General features: G+C 67.9%; 14 protein-coding genes and 1 pseudogene. 9 read left to right on the forward strand and 6 right to left on the reverse strand.

Features of this window, described 5'->3' with window-relative positions; translation table 11 throughout:
* Positions 1-17: 17 nt before the first annotated feature.
* A complete protein-coding gene (locus AC1RR5_RS02635) occupies positions 18-1,040 on the forward strand; it encodes a helix-turn-helix domain-containing protein (RefSeq protein WP_492919539.1) in 1,023 nt (340 codons plus the stop codon).
* Here the strand turns inward: AC1RR5_RS02635 and AC1RR5_RS02640 are convergent.
* The 3 genes and pseudogenes from AC1RR5_RS02640 to AC1RR5_RS02650 form a co-directional block, all read right to left on the reverse strand.
* A complete protein-coding gene (locus tag AC1RR5_RS02640; protein WP_492919540.1) occupies positions 1,037-2,941 on the reverse strand; it encodes a monovalent cation:proton antiporter-2 (CPA2) family protein in 1,905 nt (634 codons plus the stop codon). The two genes, AC1RR5_RS02635 and AC1RR5_RS02640, sit on opposite strands and share 4 nt — an antisense overlap.
* Positions 2,942-2,948: 7 nt before the next feature.
* On the reverse strand, positions 2,949-3,530 hold the full coding sequence (gene kefF, locus AC1RR5_RS02645) for a glutathione-regulated potassium-efflux system oxidoreductase KefF (RefSeq protein WP_492919541.1): 582 nt from the start codon (positions 3,528-3,530) through the stop codon (positions 2,949-2,951).
* A pseudogene (locus tag AC1RR5_RS02650) lies at positions 3,530-3,735 on the reverse strand (hypothetical protein). The gene kefF and the pseudogene AC1RR5_RS02650 overlap by 1 nt, the downstream one beginning before the upstream one ends.
* On the opposite strand from AC1RR5_RS02650, the gene AC1RR5_RS02655 reads away from it, so the two are divergent.
* Both AC1RR5_RS02655 and AC1RR5_RS02660 read left to right on the forward strand, forming a co-directional pair.
* On the forward strand, positions 3,638-4,348 hold the full coding sequence (locus AC1RR5_RS02655) for a CoA transferase subunit A (RefSeq protein ID WP_492919542.1): 711 nt from the start codon (positions 3,638-3,640) through the stop codon (positions 4,346-4,348). The pseudogene AC1RR5_RS02650 and the gene AC1RR5_RS02655 overlap by 98 nt on opposite strands.
* A complete protein-coding gene (locus tag AC1RR5_RS02660; protein WP_492919543.1) occupies positions 4,348-4,989 on the forward strand; it encodes a 3-oxoacid CoA-transferase subunit B in 642 nt (213 codons plus the stop codon). The genes AC1RR5_RS02655 and AC1RR5_RS02660 overlap by 1 nt, the downstream gene beginning before the upstream one ends.
* A gap of 81 nt (positions 4,990-5,070) precedes the next feature.
* Here the strand turns inward: AC1RR5_RS02660 and AC1RR5_RS02665 are convergent, their stop codons facing one another.
* Positions 5,071-6,060, reverse strand: coding sequence for a DJ-1/PfpI family protein (locus AC1RR5_RS02665; protein ID WP_492919544.1), 990 nt, complete (start codon positions 6,058-6,060; stop codon positions 5,071-5,073).
* 81 nt (positions 6,061-6,141) lie between these two features.
* Positions 6,142-7,731: an ArnT family glycosyltransferase gene (locus AC1RR5_RS02670; protein ID WP_492919545.1), complete on the reverse strand. Its 1,590-nt coding sequence runs from the start codon at positions 7,729-7,731 to the stop codon at positions 6,142-6,144.
* 188 nt (positions 7,732-7,919) lie between these two features.
* On the opposite strand from AC1RR5_RS02670, the gene AC1RR5_RS02675 reads away from it, so the two are divergent.
* From AC1RR5_RS02675 to AC1RR5_RS02690, 4 genes are all read left to right on the forward strand, one after another.
* Positions 7,920-10,394, forward strand: a complete 2,475-nt coding sequence (locus tag AC1RR5_RS02675; protein WP_492919546.1) for a TonB-dependent receptor — start codon at positions 7,920-7,922, stop codon at positions 10,392-10,394.
* Between the two features lie 162 nt (positions 10,395-10,556).
* Complete coding sequence (locus AC1RR5_RS02680) at positions 10,557-11,564, forward strand: agmatine deiminase family protein (RefSeq protein ID WP_492919547.1); 1,008 nt, start codon at positions 10,557-10,559, stop codon at positions 11,562-11,564.
* Positions 11,564-12,442, forward strand: coding sequence for an N-carbamoylputrescine amidase (gene aguB / locus AC1RR5_RS02685; protein WP_492919548.1), 879 nt, complete (start codon positions 11,564-11,566; stop codon positions 12,440-12,442). Before AC1RR5_RS02680 ends, aguB begins: the two co-directional genes overlap by 1 nt.
* The gene (locus AC1RR5_RS02690) at positions 12,439-12,966 is read left to right on the forward strand and encodes a GNAT family N-acetyltransferase (protein WP_492919549.1); all 528 of its coding nucleotides are present in this window, start codon (positions 12,439-12,441) and stop codon (positions 12,964-12,966) included. The genes aguB and AC1RR5_RS02690 overlap by 4 nt, the downstream gene beginning before the upstream one ends.
* Here AC1RR5_RS02690 and AC1RR5_RS02695 read toward each other — a convergent pair.
* Complete coding sequence (locus AC1RR5_RS02695; protein WP_492919550.1) at positions 12,963-13,781, reverse strand: acid phosphatase; 819 nt, start codon at positions 13,779-13,781, stop codon at positions 12,963-12,965. The two genes, AC1RR5_RS02690 and AC1RR5_RS02695, sit on opposite strands and share 4 nt — an antisense overlap.
* Before the next feature lie 146 nt (positions 13,782-13,927).
* Between AC1RR5_RS02695 and AC1RR5_RS02700 the strand changes: the two genes are divergently transcribed.
* Together AC1RR5_RS02700 and AC1RR5_RS02705 are read left to right on the forward strand one after the other, a co-directional pair.
* Positions 13,928-15,967 carry a TonB-dependent receptor gene (locus tag AC1RR5_RS02700; RefSeq protein WP_492919551.1) on the forward strand — a complete coding sequence of 680 codons (2,040 nt, stop codon included), beginning with the start codon at positions 13,928-13,930 and terminating at the stop codon, positions 15,965-15,967.
* Between the two features lie 271 nt (positions 15,968-16,238).
* Positions 16,239-17,027 carry a SapC family protein gene (locus tag AC1RR5_RS02705; RefSeq protein WP_492919552.1) on the forward strand — a complete coding sequence of 263 codons (789 nt, stop codon included), beginning with the start codon at positions 16,239-16,241 and terminating at the stop codon, positions 17,025-17,027.
* Positions 17,028-17,052 lie beyond the last annotated feature (25 nt).

Genomic DNA, 17,052 nt, shown 5'->3' on the forward strand with positions numbered 1-17,052 from the left:
CCATGTCGCAAGCCTCGATGCTCCCCCATTATCAGGCCGGTACGCGCGGCGCGCCCGGTGGCCTGGGCGTGGACGCCTTCGCCGAGGCCATCGAGCCGATCTTTGATGTCAGGCTGGATAATGTCGGCGCGGCCGGACCCGATCTGTGGGTCGACACCTTCAACATCGGGCCCTTCGTGCTGGGCTCGGCGCACATGGCGGGCGCCGCCTTCGCCTATGGCCGCGACGCGCGGAAAGTCGCCGCGACCGGCCTGGAGCTGATCCTAGTGCAGATCATCACCGAGGGCGGCGACTGGCGCCGGACGGGCGGCGAGGAGACGACCGCGCGGCCGGGCGACGTCTGTGTCCTGGACCTGACCCGCACCTTCGAGTCCAAGGCCGGCGACTGCGTGAACCTGAACCTGGTCCTGCCGCGCGACGCCTTCGACGCTCGCGACATCGACCTGGATCCTTTGCATGGCCTGGTCCTGCGCCGCGAAAGCGCCGGCGCGCAACTGTTGAAGGCGCATGTCGAGAGCCTGATGCGGGTGGCGCCGGGCCTGCGGCCCGAAGAGGCCCATGGCGTGGGGCGCGCGACCACCGACCTCCTCGCGGGCCTGACCCTGGGCCATCGCGGTGAGGAGACCCGGCGGGCGGCGGCCGAGACCCAGCGCGCCCGCATGCGCCGCTTCATCGACGCCAACCTGCACGACCCCGACCTGGACGCCGAGCTACTGTGCCGCCGGTTCGGCGTCTCCCGCGCCTCGCTCTACCGGCTGTTCGCGCCGCTGGGCGGGGTCAGCGAGCACATCCGCAATCGCCGCCTGCGCCGGGTGTTCGAGGCCCTGTCCGATCCCGCCCAGCCGTACGCCATGGCCCAGGTGGCCGAGCGCTACGGCTTCACCGTCTGGTCCAGCTTCAGCCGGGCGTTCAAGACGCGGTTCGGCATGACGCCGGGCGAGGCGCGCGGGCAGGGCGCGACGGCCGCCGCTCGCGCCAGCGTGCAGCAGGCCGCGAGCGGCGGCCTGTCCGACTGGCTGCGCGCGCTGGACGCGGCCTAGACGTTTCCCTCCTGCTGCGCCCGTTCGCGCAGTTCCTCGTCCAGGCTGGCCGTGTCCCAGGCTCCGCCGGCGTCGCCGGGGCGCATGCGGTGCAGGTCGGCGTCCAGCAGGCTGTCCATGGTCTTGGCCGCGTCGCGCGAGGCCAGGATATAGGCCTCCTCCTGACCCCACATCGGGCGCAGCTCCTCGAACATCCGCCGGTCGTGGCGGCGGAAGAAGGCCGAGGCGCGGTGGGCGCGGTGGGCGCGGAAGCCCAGCTTCTGCAGGGCGGTGGTCCCCAGGGCCAGAGCCGACTCGAAGGTCTCGCGCTCGACCGCATCGGCGCCGTTGGACAACAGGTCGTAGGCGTGGCGGCGGTCCCAGGCGCGGGCCAGGATCACCAGGTCCGGGAAGGCCTTGCGGGCGGTCTCGACCAGCTCGACGGTCTTCTCGCGGTCGTCCAGGGCGACGATCAGCATCCGGGCCCGCTCGGCGCCGGCGGCGCGCAGCAAATCAAGGCGCGTGGCGTCGCCATAGTGCACCCGGCGGCCAAAGCGCTGCAGCAGCTCGATCTGCTCGATGTCGCTGTCCAGGATGGTCGACTTGAAGCCGTTGGCCGTCAGCAGGCGGCCGGTGATCTGACCGAAGCGCCCGAAGCCGGCGATGATGATGTCGGGCTCGCCCTCGTCGAAGTCGCCGGTGTCGGGCACTACGTCGGGGATGGCCGCGTCCATCAGGGCCGCGACACGCTCGTACAGGATCATGGCGACCGGCGTCAGGGCCATGGACACGGCGACGGCGGCGGTCAGCAGGGCGGCCAGCTGGGCGCCGATCACGCCCGCGCCGACCGTGAAGCTGAGCAGCACGAAGGCGAACTCGCCGCCCTGCGCCAGGGCGGTGGCTACTGCCAGAGCGCCGCGCTTGGGCGCGCCGAACAGGCGGGCGATGCCGTACATGACCAGAAGCTTCAGGGTCATCAGCCCCAGGACGATGCCGGCCAGGACCAGCGGCTGACGCGCCACCAGCGGCAGGTCGACGCCCGCGCCGACGGTGATGAAGAAGAGGCCCAGCAAGAGACCTCGAAACGGCTCGATGTCGCTTTCCAGCTCGCGACGGAACTCGCTCTCGGCCAGCACCACCCCGGCCAGGAAGGCCCCCAGCGCGGGCGACAGGCCGACGATCTGCATCAGGCTGGCCACGGCGACCACGATCAGCAGGGCCGCGGCGACGAAGATCTCGCGCAGGCGAGCCTTGGCGATGAAACGGAACAACGGCTGGACCAGGTACCGGCCGCCGCCGATCACCCCGGCCACAGCCGCGAACACCGACAGTGTCTGGGCCCAGATCGGCAGGTGAGCGACCAGGCTGCCGCCGCCATGACCGCCGCCGGCCTCGGCGTGATGCGTCGCGCCGGTCGCCAACAGGGGCAGCAAGGCGAACATCGGGATCACTGCCAGATCCTGCAGCAGCAGCACCCCGAAGGCGGCGCGACCGACAGGGCCTTGCCTGAGCCCTTTCTCATCCAGTGTCTGGAGCACGATCGCGGTTGAGGACATGGCCAGCACCAGGCCCACGGCCATCGCCGTCTGCCAGGGCAGGCCCAGGGCGAGGGAGGCGAGGGCGACGGCGATGGCCGTGCCCAGCACCTGGGCGCCGCCCAGGCCGAAGATCGCCTTGCGCATGTCCCACAGCATCGAGGGCTGCACCTCGAGGCCGATCAGGAACAGCAGGATGACGACGCCGAACTCGGCGAACTTCATGACGTCGGCCTGCTCGCCGACCAAGCCCAGGGCGAACGGACCGATGACCACGCCGGCGATCAGGTAGCCCAGCACCGAGCCGAGCCCCAGGCGCTTGGCGATCGGCACCGAAATGACGGCCGCGCCCAGATAGACCAGGGTCTGGGTGAGGAAATTCTCCATGCCGTCCTTACGCCTCCGTGCGGGCTGGTAGCAGCGAGGCCACGCGCGCCTTGTAGCGCTCAGCCTCGGCCTTCAGGGCCGCGTCGTCTTTTACCGAAGCGCCGTGAACCACGAACGGCGTCTCCCATTCCATGCCGCACAGGTGCGCGGTCTGCTCCAGCGGCCGCAGGAACTCGTCCATCGAGAACCGGTTGTAGCCGTGCATATGGTAGGCCTTGGCGCTGGCGCCGGTGGTGCAGGCCACGAACAGCCGCTTGCCCTTCAGGGCCTCGCCGTCCTCGCCATAGGCGAAGCCGTGCAGCCAGACGAGATCCAGCCACTCCTTCATCAGGGCCGGGGTCGAGTACCAATACAGCGGGAACTGCAGGGCGATGACGTCGTGCTTCACCAGCGCCGCCTGCTCGGTCTCGATGTCGACCACGAAGTCCGGATAGCTCTCGTACAGATCCTTGAAGGTGACCCCGGACAGACCCTTGGCCGCCTTGGCCAGGGCGCGATTGGCGCGTGAGCGTTCAAGCGCCGGGTGGGCCAGCACGAGAAGCACCCCAGGGGTGGAAGGCGTCACGGAGCTGGTGTTAGCGTCGGTCATCAAGCGACCCTTCTGGAAAATAATTCATCAAGGGTTGAATTTCTTCGCGGCTCGGGCGACACGGTTCGCCAAGCACCCGATTAGCAAGTTCGGGATAGGGAGACACCATGGTCGACAAGGTGAAGACAGACGCCGTCGAGGCCCTGGCTGGGCTGTTGTTCGACGGCATGACCATCATGGCCGGCGGCTTTGGCCTGTGCGGCATTCCGGAGAACCTGATCGCGGCGATCCGCGAGGCGGGGACGAAGGACCTCACGGTCATCTCCAACAATTGCGGCGTCGACGGCTTCGGCCTGGGGATCCTCCTCGAAAACCGCCAGATCAAGAAGATGGTCTCGTCCTATGTGGGCGAGAACAAGCTGTTCGAACAGCTCTACCTCAGCGGCGAATTGGAACTCGAGTTCAATCCGCAGGGCACGCTGGCCGAACGCATACGTGCGGGCGGGGCGGGCATCCCGGCCTTCTTCACGCGCACCGGCTACGGCACCCTGGTGGCCGAGGGCAAGGAAGTCCGCGAGTTCGACGGCGAGATGTACGTGATGGAGCGGGGCCTGGTCGCCGACCTCTCGATCGTCAAGGCCTGGAAGGCCGACGCCGAGGGCAACCTCATCTATCGAAAGACCGCCCGGAACTTCAATCCGATGATGGCCACGGCCGGCAAGAAGACCGTCGTCGAGGTCGAGGAACTGGTCGCGATCGGCGAACTGGACAAGGACGCCATCCACACGCCCGGGATCTATGTCGACCACCTGGTCAAGGGCGCCAAGTTCGAGAAGCGCATCGAGCGCGTGACCACCCGTGCGAAGGAAGCCGTCTGATGGCCTGGACCCGCGATGAGATGGCGGCGCGCGCCGCCAAGGAGCTGCAGGACGGCTTCTACGTGAACCTCGGCATCGGCATCCCGACCCTGGTGGCCAACTACATCCCCGAGGGTATGTCGGTAACGCTGCAGAGCGAGAACGGCATGCTGGGCATGGGTCCCTTCCCCTATGAGGGCGAAGAGGACGCCGACCTGATCAACGCCGGCAAGCAGACGATCACCGAGCTGGATTCGAGCTCGTACTTCTCGTCGGCCGACAGCTTCGCGATGATCCGCGGCGGGCACATCGCCCTGTCGATCCTGGGTGGCATGCAGGTCTCCGAGACCGGCGACCTGGCCAACTGGATGGTGCCCGGTAAGATGGTCAAGGGCATGGGCGGGGCCATGGATCTGGTCGCCGGCGTCAAGCGCGTGGTGGTGGTCATGGACCACTGCGAGAAGTCGGGCGCGCCCAAGCTACTCAAGCAATGCTCGCTGCCGCTGACCGGCGCTGGCGTCGTCGACCTGCTGATCACCGAATTGGGCGTCTTCGAGATCAACCGCGGCAAGACGCCGGTGAAGCTGATCGAGCTGGCCCCGGGCGTGACCGTCGACGAGGTCAAGGCCAAGACCGAGGCGGCGTTCGAGGTTTCGCTTTAATCCGCTCATCCCCGCGAAAGCGGGGACCCAAGCTGATTTGGCCGCTGCCGCTTGGTTTCCCGCTTTCGCGGGAATGAGCGGTTATGGGATGAGCCAGTAAGGGTGCTCCAGGGTGAGCGCCACGTAACGCGCCGTCGCCTTGCCATAGGCGGCGGCGATGTCGTTCAGGGCGGTGGTCGGGTCGCCGTTGCGGGCCTCCACCGTCCGCGCCGCATGCGGAAGCTTGACCGGCGCGATCACCGTCAGACCATGCCGCGATACTGCGCCCTGGCTCGGGAACGCCTCCGAGCGATTGGTCCGCGACCAGGCGTCCAAGGCCGTGGCGAAGGCCAGGTCGTCGAAGCCGTCCGTGATCCGCACCGCGACCTTCTCGGCTCGCCAGGCATTGGCCCAGCCCGACAGGCCGGTCATCGCCGCATCCGTCCCGACCCGGAACGCCGCGCCGTCGTGGGCCTGGATGGGCAGGGGGACGTTCAGCCGCGCGGCGGTCTCCCGCATCACCGCCTCGCCGGCCAGATCGCGCAGCAAGGCCAGGCTGGCCGGGATCGAGGCCGTCACCCCGGCGGTGGTGGTCACGCCGCCGTCGACGGTCCAGCGCCGGTCGCGCCGCCAGCGGACGTTCGGATAGGCCTTGGCCAGGCGGTTCAGCTCATACCAGTGGGTGGTGGCCTCGCGGCCGTCCAGCAGGCCGGCGCGGGCGAGGGTCTCGGCCCCGGCGCAGATCGAGACGATCCGCGCGCCGCGTCTGGCCCGCTCGCGTAGCCAGGCGTCGCGGGCCGGGTCGTAGGCCGGCATCATGAACGGCACGATGACGACATCCGGCTCGCGCTTGAGGGCGGCATAGGTCGTCTGCGGACGGATCCAGGCCTGGCCCGGCATCAGCCGCACCGGCGTCAGGCTCGGCGCGACGATCGTCACCTCGACCGTCCCGGACTCGGCGAGCACCGCATAGGGCGCGATCAGGTCGGTGGTTTCCGTGCCCCGAGGCTCGGCCAGGATCACCACCAGCGGCTTGGCCAGGGCGGATGAGCCGGCGACCAGGGCCAGCAGAAACACGAACAGACGCAGCATCGAGACCTCCCGTGGGACGCGGGAAGCATCGCCGCCGGCGCGGCGGTCGAAAGGACGGTTATCCCTCGAAAGCCGCCACGCCTATTTCGGCGCGTGCTGGGGCCGTGGCGGCAGGCCGGTGATCGGGTCGCGGGGCAGCGGGGCGAAGCCCTCGGCGATGAACAGGTCGACGCGGCGGGAGCGCTTCTTGTCCAGGCGCACGCGGGCGATCTGCAGGCCCGAATGGGCCTTGAAGTCCTGTTCGATCTCGGGCCGATAGCCGCCTTCCAGGCTGACGATCAGGGCGCGGCGGCCGTAGTGGGCGTCCAGCGGCGTCTCGGCCTCGGCCTGGTTCTGGGCGTAGGCCTCGTGCACCCACATCCGCAGCGGCGGCGCGCCGGGCTGGCCGAAATAGTCGCGGCCGTAATAGGCGGCGGCGTTGTAGACGAAGCGGTCGTCCATCGCGACGGCGCTCAAGGGGCCGCGCAGGGCCTGCTCTTCCTTCGAGCGCTCGATGATCGCCTGGACGGTCTGGTCCCAGCCGCGCACGCGCTTGAAGCCGTTTGACAGGCCGGTGGCGTCGACCACCTTGGGGCTGATCATGCAGGCGATGAAGAAGGCGGCGAACACGGCCTGGACGGCCAGGCCGGCGATCATCCAGCGGCGGGCGTTCCAGCGCAGCAGCCAGCCGGCGGTCAGCACCGAGCCGGCCACGAAGGCCGCGCCGGCCCAGTTGGCGTTGGCGCGCGAGACGAAGGCCTCGCCGGCCACGATGATCAGCGGCGGGGCCGAGAAGCACAGCAGCAACAGGTCGGGCGAGGTCAGCTTCCTCTTGACGCCCAGCCAGATCGCCCCGCCCAGCAGCACCGCGAACGGCAGCGGGCCGAACACCCCGAACTGCGAGCCGACGAACTCGATCAGTTCGCGGAAATTAAAGAGCGAGTGCGCGCCCCAGTTGGCGTTGGCGGCCGTGTGCTTGACCGTCGAGAAGTGGTGGCTGGCGTTCCAGGCGAAGTTGGGGGCCAGGGTCAGGACGAAGGTCGTGACGAACAACACGGCGGCGGCCGGGCACCAGCGCTTGCGAGCCTCCTTCGAGATCGCGAAGTGGATGACGATGCTGCCCAGGGCGTAGATCGCCGCGTATTTCGACAGGAAGGCGCAGCCCAGGGCCAGGCCCATGCCGGCGGCGATGAAGTAGCGGCGCGGCGCGGTCTCCTCGGCCAGGGCGACATAGGCCCAGATCGTCAGGGCAAGGAAGAACAGCAGCGGCGCGTCGGTGGCGACCAGGCCCGACGAAAGCACGACCCCCGGCATCAGGCTGTAGATCGCGGCGGCGAGCAGGCCCGCCCAGCCACCGTAGAGCTTGCGGGCGATGCGGTGAATGACCAGGGCGGTGGCCCCGTGCAGGAGTGCGGCGGACAGTCGCACCCAGGGCTCGGCGTCGCCCCCGATCTGGGTCGTCAGCCAGATCAGCCAGGCGATCATCGGCGGCTTGGAGAAGTAGCCGAAGGCCAGCTCCCGCGACCACAGCCAGTACTGCGCCTCGTCGGGGTACAGCTCGAGAGGCGTTGTGAACAAGGCGATCAGGCGGAGAATCGTCAGTCCTCCGACCATCATCAGCGTCAGCCGCCAGGCGCGCGATTCTGCGGAGGTCGGGGCGGGAATTTCGGAGGTCGGGGTCGCTGATCGCATGACCCCTAATTAGCCAAGTAAGAAAAATTTGACCAATTCTTCCGCGTTAACGAAGGTTTATGACAGTTTACGGGATGCCGTGGCCTTTCCGTCACCAAACCTTCTAAAACTTTCGCTAAACGGCCCCAACGACGCTGATCATGCCGGTCCGACGGCAGGCGCGTCGAATAAATGAGGGGATCCTTCAAATGCGTATGAGAAATTTCGCCCTGGCGACGACCGCTCTGGTCGGCTGCCTGGTCGCCGCCGGCTCGGCCTTCGCTCAGTCGACCGGCTCGCAAGCCAACGAAGTTGAAAACGTTGTCGTCACCGCCGCCGGCGCCCGCGCCGTCGCCGGCCAGATCGTCGAGACGCTGCCGAAGTCGCGCGCCTCGGTTGACGCTGCCTTCCTGGCCTCGCAATCGACCGGCCAGAACGTCTTCCAATCGCTGAACCTGCTCCCGGGCGTCAGCTTCACCAACAACGACCCGTACGGCTCGTCGGGCGGCAACCTGCGCCTGCGCGGCTTCGACGGCGCTCGCGTCTCGGTGACCTTCGACGGCGTGCCGCTGAACGACACCGGCAACTACGCCGTGTACCCGAACCAGCAGCTGGACGCCGAGCTGATCAGCCGCGCCAGCGTCAACCTGGGCACGACCGACGTCGACAGCCCGACCGCTTCGGCCACCGGCGGCACGATCAACTACGTGACCCGCAAGCCCGCCAGCGAGTTCGGCGGCATCGCCACCGTCTCGGTTGGCGAAGACAACTATCGCCGCGCCTTCCTGGTGCTGGACTCGGGCGCGATCGGCCCGTGGGGCACCAAGGCCTTCGTCGCCGGCTCGTACCAGAAGTACGACAAGTGGAAGGGCCCGGGCTCGCTCGAGAAGAAGCAGTTCAACGCCCGCATCATGCAGGACATCGGTGACCGCGGCGACTTCATCAGCCTGGCCGCCAACTACAACGAGAACCGCAACAACAACATCCGTCAGCTAACGCTGCCCGAGTTCCGCGCCTTCGGCCGGAACCTCGACTTCACCGCCACCTGCGTGAACCGGGTCGTCACCCCCGCCACCGCCACCATCACCGAGAGTGCCCCGACCGTTCCGGGCAACTGCTCGGACTTCTACGGCCGTCAGGTCAATCCGTCGAACACCGGCAGCCTGCGCGGTTCGGCCCTGTTCCACCTGACCGACAACGTCCGTCTGACGATCGACCCCTCGTTCCAGTACACCCTGGCTGACGGCGGCTCGCAGCTGACCACGATCTCGGAAACCGACGGCAAGGTCCGCGGTTCGAGCACGGCGGCCGGCAAGGACCTGAACGGCGACGGCGACATCGCCGACACCGTCGCGTTCTTCGCGCCCAGCGTCACCAACACCCGCCGCTACACCCTCACCAGCTCGCTGATCTGGGACCTGAGCGACAACCACCGCATCCGCGTCGCCTACACCGGCGACTACGGTCGTCACCGCCAGACCGGCGAGTTCACGACCCTGAACGCCGACGGCACGACCACCAACGTGTTCGGCGGCAAGGACGGCCACGGCGCCAAGGTGCTGACCGCTGACGGCAGCTTCCTGCGCAACCGTGACCGCTACTCGGTCGCCCAGCTGAACCAGGCCGCCGCCGAATACCGCGGCAAGTTCATGGACAACCGCCTGATCGTGAACCTCGGCGTCCGCGCGCCCTTCTTCAAGCGCGAGCTGAACCAGTACTGCTACACGCAGAACGCCACGACCCTGGCCGGTATCGTCACGGGCTTCACCGCCAACTGCACCACCCAGACCCCGAACGCCGCCGCGGCTGACGGCAGCGTGACCTTCGGCACCTCGACGACGAAGTTCATCAAGCCGTTCAGCGCGACCGTGAAGTACGACAAGGTCCTGCCGAACGCGGGCGTGAGCTACGACCTGGGCAGCGTTGGCAGCGTCTACGCCAGCTACGCCGAGGGCTTCTCCTCGCCGCGTACCGACAACCTGTACACCGCGACCCTGAAGAACGGCGCTGGCGCTCCGGCCGACACCCGTCCGGAAACGACCAAGACCTACGACCTGGGCTACCGCTACTCGAACCCGACGGTCATGGCGACCGCCGCCCTGTGGAAGACCGACTACGCCAACCGTATCGTGCAGTCGTACGACGCGGACCTGGGCATCAGCATCGACCGCAACGTCGGCGCCGTGAAGGCCTATGGCTTCGACTCGCAAGTCGCCTGGGCCCTGGAAGAGTACCTGACGGTCTCGGCCTCGTTCTCGTACAACAAGAGCGAGATCCAGGAAGACCTGCGCCTCAACGCCGCCGGTAACCTGCTGCCGCTGAAGGGCAAGCAAGTCGTCGAAACCCCGAAGTACACCTTCGGTGGCCGCGTCGATTGGGACATCACCGACGCTCTGCACATGGGCGTGCAAGGCAAGTTCACCGGTGACCGTTACTCGACCGACGTGAACGACGAAATCGCTCCGCACTACACCGTGTGGGACCTGTCGCTGCAGTACGACCTGCCGTTCGCCAAGCGCACCTACGCTCAGCTGAACGTCAACAACCTGTTCGACGAGACCTACTTCGGTTCGATCAGCTCGCGCACCAACGCGGTCGCGATCACGGGCTCGGTCGCCAGCGCTCCGGGCTACTACATCGGCTCGCCGCGCACCGTGCAGTTCACCCTGCGCACCGAGTTCTAAGAACCCGGCGCTGGAAACAGCCAAGACCAAGAGAAGGGCGGTCCTCCGGGGCCGCCCTTTTTCTTTGTCATCTGCGTTTGCTACGTAGGGGTCCTTGACCCCGCCGTCTGAAGGGGCCATCTGCGCCCCCTTCGTTTTTCTCCCCCTTCAATGGGTTCCCGAATGACCGTCACCGTCCCCGCCGAATGGGCTCCGCACCGCGCCATGTGGGTGGGTTTTCCCAGCCACGCCGAGCTGTGGCAGGAAGACCTGGAGCAAGCCCAGCAGGAGGTCGCCGACCTCGCCCGCGCCCTGGCCGGTCCGGGCGGCGAGCGCGTGCGCCTGATGGTCGTCGGCGACGAGGCGGAAGCCGCCGCGCGCGCCCTGCTCGGCGACACCAGCGTCGAGATCGTTCGCGGCCAGTTCGGCGACATCTGGCTGCGCGACACCGGCCCGATCTTTGTCGACGCCAACGGCTCGGCCTCGGCGGCCGGATTCAAGTTCAACGGCTGGGGCGGCAAGTACAGCCTGGAGGGCGACGACATCGTCGCCGAGCAGATCGCCGCCGCCTCGGGCGCGCCGCTGGCTCGCAATCACTTCATCCTGGAAGGCGGAGCCCTGGACCACGACGGCAACGGCACCATCCTGACCACCCGCCAGTGCCTGCTGAACGAGAACCGCAACGCCGGCTGGGACGAGGCCTCGGCCACCTCCGCCCTGGCTGACGCCCTAGGCGCCAAGAAGGTGCTGTGGCTGGGCGACGGCTTGCTGAACGATCACACCGACGGCCACGTCGACAACCTGGCCCGCTTCGTCGCGCCGGGCGTGGTGGCCTGCCCGATGGCCTATGGGACTGATGATCCGAACGCGGACGTCTATGCCGAGACCGCGCGCCTGCTGGCCGGCATGACCGACAGCCGCGGCTCGCCGCTGCAGGTCGCCCGCATCCCGTCGCCGGGCAAGATCCTGGACGAGGACGGCGAGCCGATCCCGGCCTCGCACATGAACTTTCTGATCGCCAACGAGGCGGTCATCGTGCCGATCTACGCCGAGGAGTCGGGCGCCTTCGCCGTCGAGGTGATCAAGGGCCTGTTCCCAGAGCGCCAGGTCATCGGCTTGGCCTCGACCGCCATCCTGACCGGCGGCGGGTCGTTCCACTGCATCAGCCAGCAAGAGCCGGAGACCGCCTGATGGCCCGCAACCTGAGCGTCGCCGCGATCCAGACCTCGTACGGCATGGATCTGCAGGCCAACATCAAGAAGACCGAGCACTTCATCCGTGAAGCCGCCGCCAAGGGCGCGCAGGTCATCCTGCCGTCCGAGCTGTTCCAGGGGCCGTACTTCTGCGTCGCCCAGGAAGAGCGCTGGTTCGCCGAGGCCCATCCGTGGCGCGAGCATCCGGTGGTGAAAGCCATCGCGCCGCTGGCCGGCGAGCTGGGCGTGGTGATCCCGATCTCGATCTTCGAGCGCGAAGGCCCGCACTACTTCAACAGCCTGGTCATGGCCGACGCCGACGGCGCGCTGCTGGGGCTCTATCGCAAGAGCCACATCCCCGATGGGCCGGGCTATCAGGAGAAGTACTACTTCCGGCCCGGCGACACCGGCTTCAAGGTCTGGGACACGCGTTTCGGCCGCCTGGGCGTCGGCATCTGCTGGGACCAGTGGTACCCCGAAGCCGCCCGCGCCATGGCGCTGATGGGCGCGGAAGCCCTGTTCTACCCGACCGCCATCGGCAGTGAGCCGCATGACCCCAGCCTGGACACCGCCCTGCCGTGGCGCCGGGCCATGCAGGGCCACGCCGTCTCGAACGTCATCCCGGTGGTCGGCGCCAACCGCATCGGCTTCGAGCCGTGGGACGGCTATCCGAACGGCGGCCAGACCTTCTATGGCTCGAGCTTCATCGCCGACCATCGCGGCGACCTGGTCAGCGAGCTGGGCCGGGCCGACGAGGGCATCGTCAATGCGACCTTCGACCTGGACTTCCTGACGACGCACCGCGCCGCCTGGGGCTTTTTCCGTGATCGCAGGCCGGAGTTCTACACCGCCCTGGCCAACGGCCGCCCCGCATGATCCGTACCGACCGCCTGGTTCTGCGCCCGGCGGTCGACGCCGACCGGGACGCCATCGCCGCCATGAACGGCGACGCCCGCGTCGGCGAATGGCTGGGCGGCGTGCGCAGCCGCGCTGAGAGCGACGCCTTCGTCGACCGTGTCCAGGCCCACGAGGCTCAGCACGGCTTCGGCTTCTGGGTGGTCGAGCGCCAGGCCGACATGCGCGTGGTCGGCATGACCGGCGTCTGGTGGATCCCGCCTGAAATGAACATGAAGCCGGCGGTCGAGATCGGCTGGCGTTTCCATCCCGACGCCTGGGGCCAGGGCTACGCCACCGAGGCCGCCAAGGCCGCGCTGGCCCATGGCTTCGAGGTCCTGAAGCTGCCCGAGATCATCGCCTTTACGGCCCGCACCAACCTGGCCTCGCAGAGCGTCATGCGCCGGATCGGCATGAGCTATGATCCAGCGCGAGACTTCGACCATCCGGGCCTGGCGCAGGATGACCCCCTGCGCCAGCACGTGGTGTTCGTGGCGCGGGCTTAGGCCCCGCACCCCTCCGGCGCGCCCTTGGCCTTCGAGGCCTTCACCTCTTCGCGGGCCTTGGCGAAATCCGCCAGGAACGCCGGATCATCGTGCAGCCGGGTGACCAGCGCCGAGCCAAGGTAGCGCCCCGCCTCGACGTCGCTCTGGAAGTGGACGCCGCAGACGATACGGCTGTCGCCGAAGGCCTTGCCACGCGCCAGGATCGGGCTGGCCTTGTCGGGAACCAGTTCGGCAATCACCGAGGCCCAGGCCCAGCCGATCAGGCCGTGGCCCGAGGGGTACGAGCCGTCGGTCTCGATCCAGGCTTCGCGCGGCACGCAGATCGGCGCGGAGTTGCCGACCGGCGGGCGCGGGCGCTGATAGACCGCCTTGGCCGGCTGGTAGATCTTGGCCGCGTCGTCGGTCAGGCGCAGCAGCAGGTTGGCCAGGGTCGGGGTCGCCTCGGCGCTGAGGGTGATGCCGGCCACGCAAGAGAAGCTCTTCATGCCGTTCTTGCCGGAGAGGTCGGCGTCGGCGATGGCCCGGCTCCAGGTCTCGGTGTTGACCAGCTTGCGGGTCTCTTCGAACTGGACGCGCTCGGCCTTGCCGCGCGGGCTGTCCGGCTCGGGCGGCGGGCCGATGATGGTCGCCGCGTCGATCGCGCCGGCGGGCAGGTAGCCGGGCGGCGGCTTCACCCAGCCGGCCGAGGGCGCGGTCATGGCGACGGCGGCCGGCTTGGCGGCGTGAGCCTTGAAGGGATTGGGCAGGCCGTCGGTCGAGCAGCCGGCCAGCGCCAGGCCGCTCAACGCGGCGGCGATCAGCACGGTACGGGTCATGAAATGCGTCCCTGAGGTCATGAGTCCACAGAGCGGCGGGAAAATCCCACGTCAAGCGAAAGCGGATTGACGAGAGGATATGTTATTTCATAACACTCTTCTCGGCCGCTCCCCCGGCCAAGTTTTCAGTCGTCCAGAGACCTTTCATGCTTCGTCGCGTCGCCTTCTCAGCCGCGAGCCTCATCGCGCTCGCCGTCGCCGTTTCCGCCCACGCCGCCGATGCGCCGGCCGCCGCGGCGACGTCGGAACCCGACAACGCCGTCGACAAGGTGGTGATCACCGCCGCGCCTTACGCCGTGTCGCTGGACACCGTGACCAGCAGCGTCAACGTCATCACCCGCGACAAGCTGGACGTGCTGCCGCCCGCCGGCCTGGGCGACACCCTGAACGGCCAGCCGGGCCTGCGCTCGACCTTCTACGGTCCCGGCGCCAGCCGCCCGGTGATCCGTGGTCTGTCGGGTCCGCGCGTGCTGGTGCTGGAGAACGGCGTCGGCCAGGTCGACGCCTCGTCGCTGTCGCCCGACCACGCCGTGGCCTCCGATCCGGGCGAGGCCTCGCGCATCGAGGTGCTGCGTGGCCCCTCGACCCTGGCCTATGGCGGCTCGGGCATCGGCGGGGTGGTCAACATCATCGACGAGCGTGTCCCGTCCAGCCCAGCCGAGAACGGCTTTGAGGGCCGCATCGCCGGCTCGGCCTCGACCGTCGACGACGGCAAGGCGATCAACGGCTCGGCCAAGTTCGGCAAGGGGCCGCTGGTCTTCGCCATCGACGCCGATCACCGCGAGAGCAGCGACTACAAGGTCCCGACCACTCCGGTCTCTTCGCGCCTGGCCAACCGTGACGGCCTGACGTCGGACCCGGACAAGACTGTCCGCAACACCGACGTCGAGGTCGACGCCTATGGCGCCGGCGTCAGCTACGTGCACGATAGCGGCTTCTTCGGCGTGGCGATCAAGAAGACCGACACGACCTACGGCGTGCCCTACCTGCAGATAACGGCGCCGATCGATCCGGACGCGGAAGGCCCGGTCTCGATCCACCTGCAGCAGACCCGTTATGACTTCCGCGGTGAGCAGAATGTCGATCTTGGCCTCTTCGACAAGGTCCGGCTGTCGGTCGGCCACGCCAAGTACGAGCACGCCGAGGTCTCGGTGGAGGACGGCGAGGTCGGCACCCGCTTCCTGTCGGACGGCACCGAAGGCCGCCTGGAGCTGGTCCAGAAGGAGCGTGACGGCTGGCAGGGCGCGGTGGGCTTCCAGGCCCTGGAGCGCCACTTCTCGGCCATCGGCGACGAGGCCTTCGTGCCCTCGACCGACATCAAGGAATACGGCGTCTTCACCCTGCAGCGCCTGGATCGCGGCGTCTGGGGCGTCGATGCGGGCCTGCGCTTCGACTCCCGTGAATTGAAGACCGACTTCACCAGCAAGACGTTCGACAACGTCTCGGCGTCGCTGGGCCTGTTCTACAAGCCGGCCGACAAGCAGTTCGTGGCTCTGGCCCTGTCGCGCAACGGCCGCGCCCCGACCGAGTTCGAGCTTTTCGCCGATGGCCCGCACCCGGGCACCGGCGGCTACGAGGTCGGCGATGCGGACCTGAAGTCCGAGAAGGTCACCTCGCTGGAGGCGACCTATCGCTACACCGGCGAGCGCCTGCGCCTGGAAGGCCACCTGTGGGGCGCCTGGTACGACGGCTTCATCGAGGAGGCCCCGACCGGCGCCGTCGAGGACAGCCTGCCGGTGTTCCAGTACTTCCAGACCAACGCCAAGTTCCGCGGCGCAGAGGCCGAGGCCAGCTACGTGGCCTGGCAGGGCGGCGAGCAGTCGCTGAAGCTGGAAGGCGTCTATGACTGGGTGCGTGGCTCGACCGACTTCGGCGCGCCGGCCCGCATCCCGCCGTGGGCCTTGACCGGCCGGGTGATCTGGAGCGCCCCGCGCCTGAGCGTCCAGACCGAGGTGCGCCGCGTGGCCAGCCAGAACCGCACGGCCAGCTTCGAGCTGCCGACCGACGGCTACACCCAGGTCAACGCCATGGTCACCTTCAAGCCGCTGGCCGACTCGGGCCTTCGCCTGTTCGTCGACGGCCGCAACCTGACCAACGAGACCATCCGCGAGCACACCTCGTTCCTGAAGGACTTCGCGCCCGCGCCGGGCCGCTCGGTCCGCGCCGGCTTCGCCTGGCGTTTCTAGGCGACACAGAACACGCGATCCTCCGCTGCCCCGGAGGATCGCGTTAGTCCGGGACCTGGCCTTCCTCCCCCTCGCCAGGTCCTGGACAATTCGTCGGTGACGATGGATATCAAGCTTAACGGCTCGCGCCGGGGATGAATCCCAGGTCCAGAGTCCGGCTATGACAGCAGCCCAGATTGCCGGGCCTTGCGGGATCGGCTAGAACGCCGAGCCTTTGCGGTCGTCTTGAAGCGTTCGAGCGTCCGTTTCTAATTTTGTCGTAGAGCTCTTCATGACCACGCCCCAGTCCGCCGGCGAAATCTCCGGCAACGTCCTGTTCTACAACTCGCCGGAGCCGCTGAACCGCGAGCAGCACGCCAAGCTGGCCCTGGTCCACAAGGACAAGCCGTACGGCTTCGCCGCCGCTGGCACCGCCGTTCCGCTGACGGTCTCGGAATTCGCGCCCGCCGCCCTGACCTTCCCGGTGATCTTCGCCGGCGACGACAAGGTGCCGCTGGCCGTGATGGGCCTGAACCAAGCCGAGAACCTGTTCATCACCGCCGACGGCGCTGTTGAAGCCAACGTCTACATCCCGGCCTACATCCGTCGCTATCCGTTCGTCCTGGCCAATGACGACACGCAAGACCGCCTGATCGTCTGCATCGACGTGGGTTCGGACCTGCTGTCGACCAAGGGCGACACCCCGCTGTTCGACGCCAAGGGCGAGCCGACCGAATACACCCAGAACTGCATCAAGTTCTGCGACGACTTCGAAGTCGAGCGCCGCCGCACGGACTCGTTCGTCCAGATCCTGAAGGACAACGACCTGTTCGAGCTGAAGAAGGCCATCTTCCAGCCGCAGGACGAAACCGGCGCTCCGGCCGGCGAGCCGGTCACCGTCGCCGAGTACTTCGGCGTCTCGGAAGAGAAGCTGAACACCCTGTCGGCCGAAAAGCTGAAGGAACTTCAGGAAAACGGCGCCCTGGCCCAGATCTACGCGCACCTGGTGTCGCTGCTGGGTTGGGATCGCCTGATCAACAAGACCATGCTGCTGCAAGCGCAGACCGGCGCCGCGAACTAAGGTTCGGCGTCAGCTGAGACTGAGA

The organism is Caulobacter sp. GW821-FHT11E11 (genome assembly GCF_058808315.1).